The organism is Streptomyces sp. NPDC058052 (genome assembly GCF_042885515.1).
Lineage (GTDB): Bacteria > Actinomycetota > Actinomycetes > Streptomycetales > Streptomycetaceae > Streptomyces.
Window position 1 is genome coordinate 77306 of record NZ_JBHVRX010000020.1, and the last position, 16298, is coordinate 93603.

At 75.5% G+C, this 16298-nt stretch carries 10 protein-coding genes and 1 tRNA gene; 5 read left to right on the forward strand and 6 right to left on the reverse strand.

Annotated elements, in window-relative coordinates; all coding sequences use genetic code 11:
- Nucleotides 1–209 precede the first annotated feature (209 nt).
- Both ACFVU3_RS25655 and ACFVU3_RS25660 read right to left on the reverse strand, forming a co-directional pair.
- Nucleotides 210–2558 (reverse strand): hypothetical protein, encoded by a 2349-nt coding sequence (locus tag ACFVU3_RS25655; protein ID WP_390069663.1) that lies wholly within the window; start codon nt 2556–2558, stop codon nt 210–212.
- A 31-nt stretch (nt 2559–2589) separates the two neighbouring features.
- Complete coding sequence (locus tag ACFVU3_RS25660; RefSeq protein ID WP_390069664.1) at nt 2590–3003, reverse strand: hypothetical protein; 414 nt, start codon at nt 3001–3003, stop codon at nt 2590–2592.
- Nucleotides 3004–3319: 316 nt separating this feature from the next.
- Here ACFVU3_RS25660 and ACFVU3_RS25665 point away from each other — a divergent pair.
- The 5 genes from ACFVU3_RS25665 to ACFVU3_RS25685 all read left to right on the forward strand — a co-directional run bounded on the left by ACFVU3_RS25665 (nt 3320) and on the right by ACFVU3_RS25685 (nt 9487).
- A tRNA-Cys gene (locus ACFVU3_RS25665) sits at nt 3320–3394 on the forward strand.
- 153 nt (nt 3395–3547) lie between these two features.
- Nucleotides 3548–3931 (forward strand): hypothetical protein, encoded by a 384-nt coding sequence (locus ACFVU3_RS25670; RefSeq protein WP_390069665.1) that lies wholly within the window; start codon nt 3548–3550, stop codon nt 3929–3931.
- Nucleotides 3932–4023: 92 nt separating this feature from the next.
- A complete protein-coding gene (locus tag ACFVU3_RS25675) occupies nt 4024–5133 on the forward strand; it encodes a serine/threonine protein kinase (RefSeq protein ID WP_390069666.1) in 1110 nt (369 codons plus the stop codon).
- A gap of 7 nt (nt 5134–5140) precedes the next feature.
- Nucleotides 5141–7306: a protein kinase gene (locus tag ACFVU3_RS25680; protein WP_390069668.1), complete on the forward strand. Its 2166-nt coding sequence runs from the start codon at nt 5141–5143 to the stop codon at nt 7304–7306.
- An 87-nt stretch (nt 7307–7393) separates the two neighbouring features.
- On the forward strand, nt 7394–9487 hold the full coding sequence (locus ACFVU3_RS25685) for a protein kinase (RefSeq protein WP_390069670.1): 2094 nt from the start codon (nt 7394–7396) through the stop codon (nt 9485–9487).
- Between the two features lie 15 nt (nt 9488–9502).
- On the opposite strand, the gene ACFVU3_RS25690 is transcribed toward ACFVU3_RS25685, so the two are convergent.
- From ACFVU3_RS25690 to ACFVU3_RS25705, 4 genes are all read right to left on the reverse strand, one after another.
- A complete protein-coding gene (locus ACFVU3_RS25690; protein ID WP_390069672.1) occupies nt 9503–11830 on the reverse strand; it encodes a xanthine dehydrogenase family protein molybdopterin-binding subunit in 2328 nt (775 codons plus the stop codon).
- Nucleotides 11827–13473: a 2Fe-2S iron-sulfur cluster-binding protein gene (locus tag ACFVU3_RS25695; protein ID WP_390069674.1), complete on the reverse strand. Its 1647-nt coding sequence runs from the start codon at nt 13471–13473 to the stop codon at nt 11827–11829. Before ACFVU3_RS25695 ends, ACFVU3_RS25690 begins: the two co-directional genes overlap by 4 nt.
- Complete coding sequence (locus ACFVU3_RS25700; protein ID WP_390069676.1) at nt 13470–14345, reverse strand: FAD binding domain-containing protein; 876 nt, start codon at nt 14343–14345, stop codon at nt 13470–13472. Before ACFVU3_RS25700 ends, ACFVU3_RS25695 begins: the two co-directional genes overlap by 4 nt.
- Nucleotides 14346–14653: 308 nt before the next feature.
- The gene (locus tag ACFVU3_RS25705) at nt 14654–16297 is read right to left on the reverse strand and encodes a beta-N-acetylhexosaminidase (RefSeq protein ID WP_390069678.1); all 1644 of its coding nucleotides are present in this window, start codon (nt 16295–16297) and stop codon (nt 14654–14656) included.
- Between the last annotated feature and the right edge of the window lies 1 nt (nt 16298).

The following is a 16298-nucleotide window of genomic DNA, read 5'->3' on the forward strand; positions in this document are numbered from 1 at the left end:
CGTGCGAGAAACGCTTCGTGCGCAGCGCCGTCTCCAGAGCGCGAGCCGCGCCCGGCGACAGCGTGTCATCACACTGCTGCTCGGCCCTGACGCGCTCCGGTTCCGGCTTCTCCTCCCCGCCACAGGCAGTGGCGAGGAAACACACGGCCAACCCGAAGGCGGTGCCCTTCAACGCCCTTCCCGCGGAAATCCTCGGCAGCCTCACGTGATCACCCTGTCTCCGGTCCCTGACCGACCTGTGTGGCCAGGGAATTGCCGTCGAGATAGCCGAGGCGGGCAGCCAGGAAGAGGTCCCCCTCGAATCCCTCGCTCCCCTGACCCCTGTGTGCGTCGGCGAAATGGTTCGTCGGAGACAAGGCGCTGTGCCTGCCGGCCGTGTAGACGGCCTGCCGGTCATCGTCGACCGCGTCCTCCGTGGCGTCTTTGTGTTCCTCCTTGGCCTTCTCGGACCAGTCCCCGACGACCACACCGGCCAGCGTCTCCATGGCGCCCGCACCCGAGTCGACCGCGAGCGGGACGAGGACGGCGGCAGCTCCCGCAGCGGCGGCGGTGGCCGGCAGGAAGGCGACCCCTGCCGCGATGGCGGCGGTCGTTCCGAACTGCACCCACGCGCCGCGCTCTTCCTGCGCCTTCTCGTAGTCCTCGATGACCTTCTCGCCCTCGGCCTTGATCTGCCCCGCACGCGACTCGTCGAGCAATCCCTGAAACTGGGCCCCCGTGGTCGCGGCCTTGACGGCAGCACTCTCGTTGATCCGCCCGTCGGCACCGACCTGCGCCTCCAGCACGCTGGTGGTGTAGAGGCGATCGGCCGTGGACATCGTCGCGTACGCGTCCGGGTACTGGCCCAGGACGCTCAGGAACTTGGTCGCTCTGTCGGAACCGAACTCGGCGTGGCTCGCCCTGATGTCAGCGGTGTCCTTCAGTGACTTGCCTTCGACATCCGGCGCGTAGGGGGAGTCCAGTTCGTTGTCGTTCAGAGCCCAGTTCAGGTCGTCGACGTATCCGGCCCCCATGGTGCCCAGGCTGTCGGCCAGAGCCGAGTGGTGCTTCCTGACGAACTCGGCGTCGCCCCCGTACGTCTCCACGACGTCCGCCATGATCTCGGCCGTGGTCGCGTCCCGGCGGAGCCCTGCACTCGCGTCGTCCCAGGCGTGCCCGAGGGTCGCCGCCTCCAGGGCGTGCCCCAGCGCGTCGGGCATGTAGTCCTTGGCCTTCGAGGCGTCGTCCCCCGTGACGTGGTCCGAGAAGGACGCGTACTTCTCGTTGGCGAAGACGTCGAGATAGCCCTTGAGGTCCATGCCGCCCTTGTCCTTCCCCAGATCCAGCGTCCCGCCCACGCTCCCGTCGCGCTCGTACGGCGTGGGTTCGGCCGAGAAGAACTGCTTCGCCGCCTCCGGGCTGTGCCCCAGCGCCTCCAGTACGGGGATCACCGGGTCGTAGCCGTGTCCGTTGACCCCGGAGGGGTTGTACGTGCCCTCGGAGCGCGGGCCCGACGTCGTGCGGTCGGGCCTGAAGAGGTCCGGTTCCTTCGCGTGGAGCTGGGTGACGTGCTCGGCGATCGGGACGAGGAACTTCGGGTGGTAGTCGCCGTACCGCAGGAGGCCGCCGAGCAGCTGGTAGCCGTACGGGCCGGTGCCGTCGGGACGGCTGGGGAGCGGGACGCGTTCGGTGCCGAGCTTGCGCATCTCGGCCGACCACTCCTTGGCCCACCCCTCGTCCCCGCGCGTGGCGTTCGCGAGGTTGAGGCCCAGGTTCTTCTGGAGGGCCTGGACGTCCGCCAGGCGCTCCTTGTCCCGCTCGTCCGAGCCCTGTCCACCGGTATCGGAGGCCAGGTCGCCGTAGAACTCCAGCGCGCCCTTGGTGCCGAGCCGGTCGTAGAAGGCCCGGGAGAACTCCCCCGCCTTCTGGTTGTCGGCGAGCAGCTCGTTGAGCTGTTCCAGCTCCGCGTGCGTGAGGTTCCGGCCCTTCCGGGCCAGGTCGGCGGCCCGGGCGGCCTCCTCGGCGTCGAGGCTCGCGTACTTCGGGGCGCTGAAATTGTGGGCGTCGCCGGTGATGTTGGCGCGCAGGGCGTTCGCGCAGGCCACATCGGCGTCGTCGCAGCTCTCCACGATGGTGTCGATCCGCCGCTTCATGGCGGCCACGTCGACCTCTTCCTTGCGGAGGGCCAGTTCGAATTCGGGGTCGTGGCGGGCGGCGGCGTTCTCCGCCACCGGTCGGCGGGCCTCCACGGTCCCGTCGGCCTTCACCACGAGCCCCTGAGCGGGGGCTTCGACCTCCGTGATCTTCTTCAACTCGCCCTGAGCTCGTTTGAAGCTGCCGTAGCCGTCCTCCAGGATCCTGCGGACGCCGTCGGCCGCCTTGGCCGCGTCCCTGAACTCCTGCGTGGTCTTGTCGATGAAGGGCTTCGTGACCTCGGCGTTCAGACCGTGCCAGTCCTCCGCCCTGGCCTGCGTGGCCATCGTCAGCTGGGCGTCCACGGCGAGTTCGTCCAGCTTGCGTTTCATCTCGGACCAGCGGTCCACCGCGTCCTTCAGGCGTCCGAGGGGCGCCTGGAACACGTCGTCGAAGGTAAGCACCGTCTCCCCGCCCCTACTTGAAGTACTCGCTGATCTTGGACACCGAGAGGGAGGCGCTGATCTCCGCGTCGTCCTTCGCGTGCGAGGCCACGCTGTAGTCGAGGTGATTGGAGATGTGGGCCACGGCGTGCAGCAGTGTCCGGAGCTGGAACCCCCAGGTCTCCTGGACGGCCGCCAGCGCGGCTCCCGCACGGAAGTGGTGGGCGGTCAGCGCGGTCGCCGCCTCCGCGCTGTCCATGCGCGCGTGGTTCCCGTCCTTCGCCAGCCGGCCGTGCAGCGCGTACGCGGCGTGGCCGATCGCGCCGAGGTGGTCCTGCTTGACGGAGAGGTCGGCGCCGGGGCTCCAGCGCCCCGGGTCGGCCGGCAGCCGGTTCAGTCTCATCGCGTCGGACTCCGCTGCCCCGGCCCACTCGTCCTCGAACGCCACGTCGCCCCCCACTCGCCGCTGAGGCCCCGGAGTTTACGCACGCACACGGGCACGCACAGACGTACGCGTCGATTTTCGGACTGGCCTGGAATACCAGGCCGACACCCCTCACCAGGCCCCTTCCTGATCGTGCGGGAACGTTCGCTCCCGCTATCGGCCATCCTTCGCGCCGTTGAATCCATCAGGTCCGCGCGCCTTCCTGTGAACGGCGTGTGGCGGCGTCATTGCGGTCCCGTGGCGCGGCCCCGATCCCCCTTGAGGCCCTCCCTCCGGCCCCCTAACGTCGTCGTTGTCGCCACACCGACATGACCGGCACGACCGTGTGCCCGAGTGGTTCAGGGGCTCGTCTGCAAAGCGAGTGACGCGGGTTCGAATCCCGCCACGGTCTCCAGGGGCAGCCGCCCTCCCGATTCCCCCCGCCTTCCTGGAAGGCGGGGGGAATCGTCGTACGGGCCCGGGCCGTCCCCGGGGTCGGCCGAGGGTGTCCGTCCCGGGTCGGGAGGACCGCTTCACAGGTCCCCTCCGGTGTGCCACAGTCCGCCGTATGGATGATCGCGTCAGACGCAGGGTGGGCGTCCTCGTGGGTGTCGGGCTGGCCGGGGGGCTGCTTCCGGGGATCACGCTGGGGGCGGAGACGGTGGACGCCCTGCTCTCCGTGTTGATCACGACGATGGTGCTGGTGGTGCTGACCCAGCTCGTCCACATCGGCCCCTCGGGGCGGGTGCCGGCCGCGGCGCTCGCCGTGTTCGGGGGACTGGGGTTCGTCCAGGACGCGCTGATCTGGTGGCTGCTGTCCTGGCTGGCACCGAAGATCTCGGCGATGCACGTCGAGGGCTGGGGGACGATCCTGGCGGCCGCGCTCCTCACCCGGGCCTCCGTGCTCGTCGCCTCGCAGCTGACCTCGCACGTGGAGGTCGCGGAGGACTGACGGCGGGCCGGTGCCGCATCCTCGGTAGGCTCGTCCCGCCCCCGTCGCCACGGGTGGCCAGGACGACGGCAGAACTGCGGGGGGACGCACAGGTGGAGACGGCGCGCGCGCACGAGGCCCCCGCTCCGGGGCCGTCCGGGCGCATCGGACCGTACCGGCTGATCACCCGGCTCGACCCGCCGGGCTCCCCCGCGCTCCCCTGCCGGCGGTTCGTCGCGCGGGGCGGCGACGGCGGGACGGTGCTGCTGAGCGTGGCGCCGCCGGGGAGCGATCCGCACGCGTTCGCGGCCGAGGCCGAGGAGGCGCGGCGGCTGCCGGCGCCCTGGTTCGAGCCGGTCGGACGGGTGTCGGGGGCCGGCGCGCGGCCCGCCTGGTACGCCTCCCCGTTCCGGCCGGCGCTGCCGCTGCCCGTCGCGCTCGCCGTCCACGGCGGGCCGCTGCCGGAGGCGACCGTGCGGGCGATCGGCACGGCGCTCGCCGAGGGGCTGGCCGCCGCGCACGCGCAGGGGATCACGCACGCCGGGATCTCCCCCGCCACCGTCCTGCTGACCGCCGACGGCCCCCGCCTCACCTGCCACGGCGCGGTCCGGGCGGCCGGGCCCGACGGCGTCCCCCGCACCGGGCTGCCGGGGATCGACCCGGGCGCGCTCGCGCCCGAGCAGGCCACCGGCGGCCGGCCGCGCCCACCGGGCGACGTCTTCGCGCTCGGCGCCGTCCTCGCGTACGCGGCCACCGGCCACACCGTCCCGGAGAGCGCCGAACTCCCGCCCGCCCTGCGCGCGGTGGTCCTCTCCTGCCTCACCCGCGACCCCGCGCACCGCCCCACCGCCGCCGCCCTGATCCCCGCGCTGGCGCCGCCCGCCCCGCACGCGACCGTGCTGAACTCGGCGGCGTCGCTCCTCGCGCCCGGCTGGCTGCCCGGCCGGGTGGTGGCCGCGCTCGCCCGCCAGTCCGCCGAACTCCTCGCCGCGGAGACCCCGGTGGACCCGGACGCGGATCCGCACACGGGCCCGGACACCGCCGCCCCGGACCGGAACCCGGCGCGGCCCGCGGCCCCCGCGGACGCCACGCCGCACGCGTACCTCCCCACCGCGCCCGCGCACGCCGCGCCGCCCGCCCACCACCTCGCCGCGCTCCCCACCGCTCCCGCCGGCCCCGCCCCCCACACGCCCACCGCCCCGCACGACCCCCGACGGACCTGAGAACCCGATGCTGTCGCCCCTGACCCATGACGATCCCGCCGCGATCGGCACGTACCGGCTGCTCGCCCGCCTCGGTTCCGGCGGCATGGGCACGGTCTATCTGGGCCGCTCCCCCGGCGGCCGTACCGTCGCGCTGAAGACGCTGCACGCCCGGCTCGCCGCCGACCCGGTGTTCCGGGGGCGGTTCCGGCTGGAGACGGACGCGGCCCGGATCATCGGCGGGCGCCACGGCGCGGCCGTCGTCGACGCCGACCCGCTGGCGGACACGCCCTGGCTGGCGACCGAGTACGTCCTCGGTCCGCCGCTCGACCAGGCGGTGAGGCTCGGCGGGCCGCTGCCCGAGCCGACCGTCCGGGCGCTGGGCGCCGCGCTCGCCGGGGCGCTCGGGCGGCTGCACGCCTCGGACGTGGTGCACCGGGACCTCAAGCCCTCGAACGTCCTCGTCACCGCGTACGGGCCGAAGATCATCGACTTCGGCATCGCCCGCGCGGCCGGCGACGACCGGATGACCCGGGTGGGGGCGGCGGCCGGCACCCCCGCGTACATGTCGCCGGAACAGGCGGGCGGCCTCGAACACACCCCGCCCGGCGACGTGTTCGCCCTCGCCGGGGTGCTGCTCTTCGCCGCCGCCGGCCACGGCCCCTTCGGCAGCGGCACCCCCGCCGACCTGCTCTACCGGGTCCGGTACGCCGAACCGGACCTCACCGGCCTCCCGCCGGGCCTGCTGCCGCTGCTCTCGGCCTGCCTGGCGAAGGACCCCGCGGCCCGCCCCACGACGGCCGAGCTGACCGCGCGGCTCCACGACGGGCAGGGCGAGTTCGCCGACCACCTGCCGCCCGTCGTCCTCGCCGACATCGCGCGCCGGGCCACCGACGTCTGGCTCCCGCTCCCGGCCCGCCTCCCGGCCCCGGAGGAGGACCCGTACGCGGCGGAGACCCGGCCCGCCACGCCCACCGCCCGCAAGCCCTCCCGGCGCCGCTTCCTGGCGCTCGGCGGCGGCGCCCTGCTCGCCGCGGCGGGCGGGGGCGCCGCGTACTGGGCGACCCGGGACACCGGCCGTCCCACCGGCGCCCAGCTGCCGAAGGCGCCCCTGCTCGGCGACGCCCCGGACTCGCTGTGGAACACGAACATGCTGGTCCCCAAGGAGACGCAGGAGCGCGGCTTCCCCCTGGTCGCGGGCGACCGGGTCGCGGTGCTCGCCGGACTCGGCGTCGCCTTCGCCGACATCGGCACGGGCAGGACGACGGGCGTCTGCACGGTCGACACGGCCTGGCGGGCCCTCGCCACCGACGGACGCGAGGTGTACGCCGTCCCCCGGAAGCCGGAGGCCGACCACCACGACCTCGCCGTGCACACCCTCGACACCGGCCGGTACACGCTCCGGCAGCCCGGCGTCCGGGTCCGGGGGCTCAACGCCAACATGTGGACGACCCAGCTCGCCTGCGCCGCCGACGGGGTCGTGTACCTCGCGGGCGCCACCGGGACCCGCGCCGACGTCGGCGAGGCGGCGATCGCCGCCGTCGACGTCCGCACCGGCCGGGAGCTGTGGCGCACCCGGCCCGCCGACCAGCGCGGGGACACGCCGCCGTTCATCGGCGCCGCCGTCCGCGGCGGGCGGCTCGTCGGCTTCGAACGCTCGGCCGACATGCAGAACTTCGCCCCTCCGCTGCTCGTCGTCCGCGACGCCCGCACCGGCGCCGTCCTCTGGAAGCGGCCCGTCGGCTGGGCGTCCGAGCGGCCCTGCCTGGACGACACCCACGTCTACGTCGGCGGCTCCGAGCTCGTCGCGTACCGGCTGGCCGACGGCAAGGAGGCGTGGCGGCTCCGGGGCGACGGCAAGGACCCCTACGCCCCTCCGGTGCTCGGCGGCGGCACCGTCTACACGGTGTCGGACACGGGCGCGCACGCCATCGCGGCGGACTCGGGGAAGGAACGGTGGTCGGAGCCGGCCCCGCGGGACAATCCCCCGGCCTACGTCTCGGAGCAGTACCTCGCCCTGGGCCCCGGGCACCTCTTCTACCGCAGCGACCTCGGTCTCGCGGCGGTGGACCTGAAGACCCGGCGCCGGTCCTGGGTCTACCAGACCGACGCCGACCACTTCGTCGAACTCCCCGAGCGGCAGCGGATGTTCGGCATCGGCCCCGACTCCCTCCTCGCGCTCCCCCTGAACTGACCGTCTTCCCCGGGCCGACCGCCCGCCCCGAACCGACCGCCCGCCCCGAACCGACCGCCTTCCCCTCCCGACAGGACGTGACCGACCATGAACCCCCTCGGCTTCGGCGACCCGCTCCGGCTGGGGCCGTACCGACTCGTCGGCGTGCTGGGCGAGGGCGGCATGGGCAAGGTGTACCTCGCGGCCGGGCGGGACGGCCGGCCCGCCGCCGTCAAGGTGCTGCGCCCCGAACTCGCCCACGACCAGGACCTCGTCCGGCGCTTCGTCCGCGAGGCGCACACCGCTCAAGCCGTCGAGAGCCCGGGCGTGGCACGCGTCCTCGGGGCCGAGGTGGACGGCGGACGGCCCTGGATCGCCACGGAGTTCCTCGCCGGCCCCACCCTCGAAGAGGCCGTCGCCCGGTACGGGCCGCTCGACGAGCCGGCGGTACGGCTCCTGGCGGCGGCGCTCGGCGCGACGCTGCGGGACGTCCACGCGGCCGGCCTGGTCCACCGGGACGTCAAGCCGGCCAACATCGTGCTGACCGCCGACGGCCCCCGGCTGATCGACTTCGGCATCGCCCGCCCCGAGCACGGCCTCACCCTCACCACCACCGGCCAGATCCCGGTCACCCCCGGCTACGGGGCGCCCGAGCAGGTCCTCGGGCAGCGGGTGACGGGCGCCGCCGACGTGTTCTCGCTGGGCGCGGTGCTGGTGTACGCGGCGACCGGCCGGCGCGCCTACGACGGGCCGCACGTGGCGGCCGTGCAGTACGCGGTCGTCCACGAGCGGCCGGACCTCGGCGGGCTGCCGCCCGCGCTGCACGCGCTCGTCGCCCCCTGCTTCCAGCACGATCCGGCGCTGCGCCCGACGCCCGCGCAGATCGCCGGCGTCTTCGCCCCGGAGGCCGGTGCGAAGGGCGCGAAGGGCCGGAAGGCGCGCGCCGTCTGGCGGCAGGGCCCGCTGCACGAGGAGGCGACGGCGCGGGAGGCCGAGATCCGGCGGCTCACCGCGGCCACCGTGACGGCCGTCCCGGACGGCGCCGGGCCCGGCGCCCCGAGCCGGCGGCGGTTCCTCGCCGCCTGGGGCGCGGGGGGCGCGCTGCTGCTCGCCGGGGGCGGCGGCACGGCCTGGTGGCTGACCGGGCGGAACGGGACGGAGCCGCCCGTGGCGGGCGACGCGCCGGACGCGCCCCTCCTGGAGGGCACGAGCGCGGGCATCCAGCCGAAGCCGCTGTGGGGACCGCTGGAGGCCGCCGCGTCGGGCCCGCTGCCGGCACCGGTGGTCCTGCGGGACGTGGTGGTGTTCGCGGCCCGGGCCGGCGGGCTGACCGCGCTGAAGGTGGTCGACGGGGCGGCGAAGTGGACCCGGACCGAACTCTCGGCGCGTGCCGGCCAGGTGGCGGTGAACGAGGACGAGTTCGCGTGCGCCGACGCCTCCGGCCGGCTGTCGGTGCGGAACGCGTCCACCGGCGAGGAGACGTGGGCGGTGGACGGCGCCGAGGTCGCGCTGCTCCTCGCCGCCGCGCCCGAGGGCGTCTACTTCCTGACGTCGGCGGGGAAGGTGCGGGCCGTGGACACGGCCGGGCGGCGGATCCGCTGGACGGTGGAGTCGGCGGAGGAGCCGGGGGGCACCGACGTCCCGCTCGCCGCCGTCGGCCCCGGCCGCCTCGTCCTCTCCGGCACGAACGGCGACCTCACCGTCCTGGACACGGCGGACGGCCGGGTCGCCTGGAGCGTGCGGGGCAAGGCGTCCAAGGCCCTCCGGCCGGCGATCGAGGACGGCACCGTCTACGCCGGCGGGGAGGCGCTCACCGCGTTCGCCCTCGCGGACGGCGCGACGCGGTGGGAGGAGAAGGGGTACGGCGACTGGGGGCCGCCGGCGCTCGACCCGAAGGGCCTGACCGCGACCAGCGGCGGCCTGGCGTACCGGTACGGGAAGGACGGCTCGCGGAGCGAGCTGTGGATCGTCACCCTGCTCAGCCCCTATCCGTCCCAGCAGCAGCCGGTCGTGCAGGGCGACTGGATCTGGGTGGTCGAGGGCAACCACACCGAGGCCGGCGTGTCGGCCCTCTCCGCGTCCGTGAAGGACCGCGTCTGGACGTACGACCGGGAGAACCCGGGCCCGTGGGCGGTGGCCGCCGCCGGGAACCGGGTCTTCCTCCTCAGCAGGGGCCGGATCGTGGCGATGCCCACGGCCTGACCCCCGGCCGGACCGCTACGGGGTCGCGGCCACCGCCGCCTGGGGCCGGATCGGCAGCCGGTTGACCGGACGGCCGGTCGCGGCGCGGACGGCGGCGGCCACCGCGGCCGGCGAGGTGACGACGGGGACGGCGCTCGCCGCCTTCGCCCCGAAGGGGGCGACGACGTCCCGCTCCTCGACGAGCTTCACGATCCGGATGTCCGGGGCGTCCAGCGAGGTCGGCAGGGCGTAGCCGGTGAGGTCGGGGTGGCGGACCAGGCCGCGGGCGGTGCGCAGGTTCTCGGTGAGGGCCGCGCCGACGCCCTGGGTGACGCCGGCCTCGATGCGGGTGGCGAGCTGGGCGGGGTTGAGGATCCGGCCGACGTCCTGGGCGACGGCCATCTCCACGACCCGTACCGAGCCGAGTTCGATGTCGACGTCCACGACCGCGCGGATCGCGCAGAAGGCGAGGCCGACGAAGGCGTCGCCCTGGCCGGACTCGTCGAGCGGCTCGGTGGGGTGGGGGCGGCACTGGGCGGTGGCCCACAGTTCCTTGCCGTCCATCTCCTCGGCGACCGTGGTGGAGAGGACGCCGTCGTACGAGGTGATCTTGCCGTCGCTGATCTGGAGCAGCTCCGTCGACATGCCGAACTTGTGGGCGAGCGGCTGGAGGAGCTGGGTGCGGACCATCTTGGCGGCGCGTTCGACGGCGCCGCCGGAGACCCAGGTGTGCCGGCCGTGGGTGGCGGCGCCGGCCGGGGGCTGGTCGGTGTCGACGGGGGCGACGTGCACCTCGTCGATGCCGAGGGTCTCCTGGACGATCTGGCGGGCGAGGGTGGAGAAGCCCGAACCGGTGTCCACCGCCGAGCAGATGACGGTGGCGACGCCGTCGAGGACCCGGACGGTGGCCGTGGAGACCTCGTCGGTGCCCTCGGCGCCGAGCATGTGGACCATGCCGAGCGCGTAGCCCACGCCCCGGCGCACCGCGCCCGGTTCGCCCGCGCCCTCCGGGCCGCCGGGCAGCAGCCAGTCCTCCTCGGGGGTGTCCTTGGGGAGAGCGGGGAGCGGGAAGTCCCGCACGGCGGCGAGGAGTTCGGCGACGGGGGCGGGGCAGGTGACGGTCTGGCCGGTGGGCAGCAGGTCGCCGGTGGACAGGACGTTGCGCATGCGCAGCTCGGCGGGTTCGATGCCGACGCGGCCGGCGAGCTTGTCCATCTGCGCCTCGTAGGCGGCGCAGACCTGCATCGCGCCCTCGCCGCGGACGTGGCCGGAGGGCGGGTTGTTGGTCCGGACGGCCCAGCCCTCGACGAAGGCGTGCGGGACGACGTACGGGCCGCAGGCGAAGGCGACGGCGGCGGCGAGGGACTCCGAGGAGGAGTCGGCGTAGGCGCCGGCGTCGAGGAGGATCTGCGCCTCGACCTTCACCAGCCGGCCCTCGGCGTCCGCGTGGTGGCGGTAGCGCAGCAGGGTGGGGTGGCGGTGGGCGTGGCCGAGGAAGGACTCCTCGCGGGTGGCGGTGAGCTTCACCGGGCAGCCGGTGCGCAGCGCGAGCAGGCCGAGCGCGATCTGGAAGCCGGGGTCATCGCGGTCGCCGGTGGCGCCGGGCACGCCGGTGACGACGACCTTCACCTGGTCGGGCGCGAGGCCGAAGCAGGCGGCGGCGAGGTCGCGGTCGGTGTGCGGGTCGGTGGAGGCGGTGTAGAGCTCGACGCCGCCGTCGGGGCGGGGCACGGCGAGTCCGGCCTCGGCGCCGATGGGGGCGGGGTCCTGGCGGCCGACCCGGTAGAGGCCCTCGACGACGACCTCGCCGGTGGCGTCGGGGTCGCCGAAGCTCAGCGGGATGTGCCGGATCAGGTTGCCGTCGGGGTGGAGGGGCTCGGCGGCGAACGCCTTCTCCGGGTCGGTCACGGGCTCCAGGAGCTCGTACTCGACGAGGATGGCGGCGGTGGCGAGCCGGGCGGTGTCGGGGTGGTCGGCGGCGACGGCGGCGATGGCCTCGCCGTGGTGGCGGACCAGTCCGTCGGCGAAGACGGGCCGGTCGGCGACGCGCCGGCCGTAGGTGGCCGCGCCGGGCACGTCGGCGGCGGTGACCACGGCCCGGACGCCGGGCATCGCCTCGGCGGCGGAGGTGTCGACGGAGACGATCCGGGCGTGGGCGTGCGGGGAGCGCAGGATCGCGGCCCACAGCAGGCCCTCGGCCCAGAGGTCGGCGGCGTACGGGAAGGTGCCCTCGGCCTTCGCCCGCGCGTCGGCCTGCGGGAGGGAGGCGCCGAGTCCGAGGAGCGGCGTCCCGGTCTCCGGCGCGGCCCCGGCGGCCTCCGCGAAGGGGAGCGTGGGAATGGCGGTCGTCGCGTCGCTGCTCACGCCCTGCCTCCGTCGTGCTGGTGCGGGCCGTCGTGGGTGGGGTGCGGAAGCTGGTGCGGGATGCGGGCCGCGGTGTCGTCCTCGCCGGCGGCGGCGTGGTCGGCGGCCGTGGCGGCGCGCTCGGCGACGACGTCCTCGACGGCCTGGAGCACTCCCTTGTAGCCGGAGCAGCGGCAGAGGTTGCCGGCGAGGGCCTGGCGGGTCTCCAGCTCGGTGGGGGCGTGGTTGCCTTCGAGCAGGTCGTGCACGGTCATGCACATGCCGGGGATGCAGAAGCCGCACTGCACGGTGCCGCAGCGCGAGAGCGCCCGCTGCACGTCGGACGGCTCGCCGTCCACCGCGAGCCCCTCGACGGTGCGCACCTCGGAACCGGCGGCGGTCGCGGCCGGCACCAGGCAGGAGGCGACGAGCCGGCCGTCCACCTGGACGTTGCAGGCCCCGCACTCGCCCTGCGAGCAGCCGTCCTTGGCCCCGGCGAGGCCGAGCCGCTCGCGGAGCACGTAGAGCAGCGACTCGCCGATCCAGGAGTCCGTGACGGGCCGGTCGGCGCCGTTGACCCGCAGGACGTACGAGGTGTGCGGGTGCTCGTCGCTGTCGACGGAGGTGTACGAGGGCACCGGGGCGTCCGGCACGACTCCGGGGACCACGGCGGCCGCCCCGGGCTCGGGCTCCGGCGCGCGGGCGGGCCCGGTCTCCGGCTCCGCCTCCGGCTCGGCGGCCGGCTCCTCGGCGTGCTCGGCGTGCTCGGCGTGCTCGCCGTGCTCGGCCTGCTCGGCGTACTCGCCGTGCTCGGCGTACTCGCCGTGCTCGGTGTGGTCGGCCTGCTCGGCGGCCTGCTCGTCCGCGGGCTCCGCGGCCGGCTCCTCGACGGCCTGCGGGACCGCCCACGGCGCCGGCGCGCCGCCCGGCAGGGTCGGCGGGGCCTGCTCGTACGAGACCGGCCCGGGCGTCTCGGCGGGCGCCTCCGCGAACGGCTCGGCCGGGAAGGCGGGCAGCCCGGCGGCCTCGTGAGCCTCGGGCGCGAGCAGGGCCTCGGGCGCGAGCGGGACCTCGGGCGCGAGCAGGGCCTCCGGCGCGAGCGGGACCTCGGGCGCGAGCAGGGCCTCGGGCGCGAGCGGGACCTCGGGCGCGAGCAGGGCCTCCGGCGCGAGCGGGACCTCGGGCGCGAACGGGGCCCGCGGGGTCTCCGGGACCACCGGGACCTCCCACTGGCCCGTCCCGCCGCCGAAGTGCCACTCCGCCGTCGCGTGCGGGTCGTGCTCCACGTACGGCCGGGCCATCGGTCCCCCGGCGGCCTCGTCGCCGTACCCGTGCGGCAGCGGCTCGGGTCCCGGCTCCGGGGCGAGGAACTCCACGCCCTCGCCGTGCCGCTCCCCCTCCGCCGGCACGTGCGCCTGCCAGGAGCCGGTCGCCTCCGGGTCGGCCGCCACGGCCTGCGCCAGCGGCTGGAGCGGCACGATCATCGGCGGCGTGTAGCCGTGGCCGGGGGCCTCCAGGGGAACCCCGTCCAGCATGAACTCCGGCGGCAGGTGGACGAAGGCGGTCGCGCCCTCGTCGTACCCCTCGCTCTGCGGGATCGGCTCCCAGCCGCCCGGGGCGGCCGGGGCCGCGGTCTCGTTCTGCTCGTTGTTGCCGGTGTTCACGACAGGGCCCTCCCCAGTGCCCGGCGGGCGAGAGTGGCGACGGTGCGCCGCAGGTGCAGGACGGCGGGCGGCAACTGCTCCTCGCCCGGAGGGTCGGGGATGCAGGCGGCGGCCACGTACTCGCCGAAGGCGGTCAGCGCCTCCGGGGCGAGCCCCCGGTCGTTGTCCCAGTCCACCAGGGACGCGATCCAGCGCTCGGCCTCCAGCGGGCGCAGCGGCATCGGGGCGACCGCGCCGACGGCGCAGCGGACCCCGCGCCGGGCCGGGTCGAGGACGACGGCGACGGAGGCGGTGGCGCGGGCCGGGCCGGTGCGGCCGGTGGCCTTGAGGAAGACCTGCGGGGCGTGCAGCAGCGGCACCCGGACGAAGGCCACGAGCTCGCCTGGGGCGAGCAGGTCGCGGCCGGCGAGCAGGTGCGAGACGGGGATCTCACGGCTGCCGAGCGGGCCGACGACGACGAGGTCGGCCTCCAGCGCGGCGAGCACGGGCAGCGAGTCGCCGGTGGGCGCGGCCGTGACGACGTTGCCGCCGAGGGTGCCGGCGTTGCGGATCTGGGGCGGCCCGGCCGCGCGGGAGGCGGCGGCGAGGGCCGGGATGAGGGCGGCGAAGTCGGGGCGGCCCATCCGGGCGTGGGTGAGGCCGGCGCCGAGGAGGGCGTGGCCGTCCTGGTACTGCCAGCCGCGGATCTCGTTGATGCGGCTGAGGCCGACGAGTCCGGCGGGGCGGAGCTGGCCGCGGTTGACGGCCGCCATCAGGTCGGTGCCGCCGGCAACGGGCACGGCGGCCGGCATGGCGGTCAGCGCGGCCACGGCCTCGTCGAGCGAGGCGGGCAGCGTCACGGACTGCGCCGTCTGTGGTGCGTGCGTGGTCAACCCGCTGCCCCTTCCCGGTTGTCCCGGTCCGTCCCCGACTGTGCCCGGTGCCCCGCGCCCGCGAGCGGGCGCACGGCGCGCCCGTGTGTGGGCGTACCGTACGTGCTCACAGGCCGGACGTGGCAACTCTGGCACATCTTCCGAGCCGTCCGGAGCGAGGGGCCGCGCGGGTCCCTTCCTCCGGGACGCCCGGGGACACCCGGGACGCCCGGGATGTCCGCAGACCCCCCGGGACGCCCCGGCACGCCCTGACAGAGAAGGTAACTCCCGTTTCGCCGCTCCCGGGTGACCCCGGGACGCGAGGTGGCTCACACGATCGGGGGCGGCCCGTCGATCGGGCGGCCGAGGAGGCCGGGGCGCCGCTGCCAGGGTGTGGGGCCGGCCGGCGGGCGGTAGGCGACGCCGAGGGCGTCGAGGCGGCGGTAGTGGGTCTCCATACGGCGCAGGAAGCCGTCCGTGTCGCGGTCGGCGGGGGCGGGCAGCGCGGACCAGGCGACCTCGGCGAAGGCGGCGAGCCGGGGGAAGACCTGGTAGTCGACGCGGGCCCGGTTCTCCATCACCTCGGTCCACACGTTGGCCTGGGTGCCGAGGACGTGCCGGGCCGCCGCCTCGGAGAGGCCGGGCGGGACGGGCTCGAAGCGGTACACGTCCTCCAGGGTCCGGACGAAGCCGATCGGCACGGGCTCGTCGGGCCCGCCGTGCTGCCGGTGGTCGAGGTAGACCTGCTGCTCGGGGCACATGACGACGTCGTGCCCGGCCTCGGCGGCGGCGATCCCTCCGCCGTAGCCGCGCCAGGAGGAGACGGCCGCGCCCTCGGCGAGGCCGCCCTCCAGGATCTCGTCCCAGCCGATGAGCCGGCGGCCCCGGTCGGCGAGCCAGCGGTCGAAGTGCCGGACGAACCAGGACTGGAGCCCGTCCTCGTCGCCGACGCCCAGCTCCGCGATCCGGGCCTGGGCGGCCGGGGACTCCTTCCACTGGTCCTTGGGGCACTCGTCGCCCCCGATGTGCACGAAGGTCGACGGGAAGAGCTCCAGGACCTCCTCCAGGACGCCCTCGTAGAAGCGCAGCACCTCCTCGGTCGGGGCGAGGACGTTCGGGTTCACGCCCCAGGTGTCCCAGACGGTGAGGGCGGCGGTGTCGACGACGTCGGTGTTGCCGAGCCGGGGGTACGCGGCGATGGCGGCCTGCGAGTGCCCGGGGATGTCGATCTCGGGGACGACGGTGATGTGCCGCGCGGCGGCGTACGCGACGATCTCCCGGATGTCGTCCTGGGTGTAGTACCCGCCGTGCGGGGTCTCGTCCCACAGCGGCGAGGCGCGGTGGCCGCGCTTGGACCGGGCGCGCCAGGCCCCGACCTCGGTGAGGCGCGGGTACCGCTCGATCTCGATCCGCCAGCCCTGGTCGTCGGTGAGGTGGAAGTGGAGGACGTTCAGCTTGTGAGCGGCCATCAGGTCGAGCAGCCGCAGCACGTCCTCCTTGGCGGTGAAGTGCCGGGACACGTCGAGGAGGAGGCCGCGCCAGCCGAAGCGGGGGCGGTCGGTGACGGTCACGGACGGCAGGTCCCAGCGCGCGCCGGGCCGGACGGGTGCCCGGCGGTACGCGTCCGGGCCGAGGAGCTGACGCAGGGTCTGGGCGCCCCAGAAGAGTCCGGCGGGGCCGCCGCCGTCGAGGGTGACGGCCGTGTCCGGGTCCTCGGTGGAGAGGCGGTAGCCCTCGGAGCCGCGGGCCGCCTCCGTCTCCGGGGAGAGGCGCAGCCGGATGGCGTGGGGCCCGGCCCCGTCGGCGAGCGCGAGGCCGGTGGCGGCGCCGAGGACGGACCGCAGCCAGCGGGCGGTGGCCTCGGTGCCCGGTCCGGCGTCGAGGGTGGTCCGCTCGTCGAGGGGGAGGGACCCGGGGGCGTCGCCCCCGGTCCGGGCCGTCAGGGGTGCGGGGATCAGGTCCGTGTCGGTCATG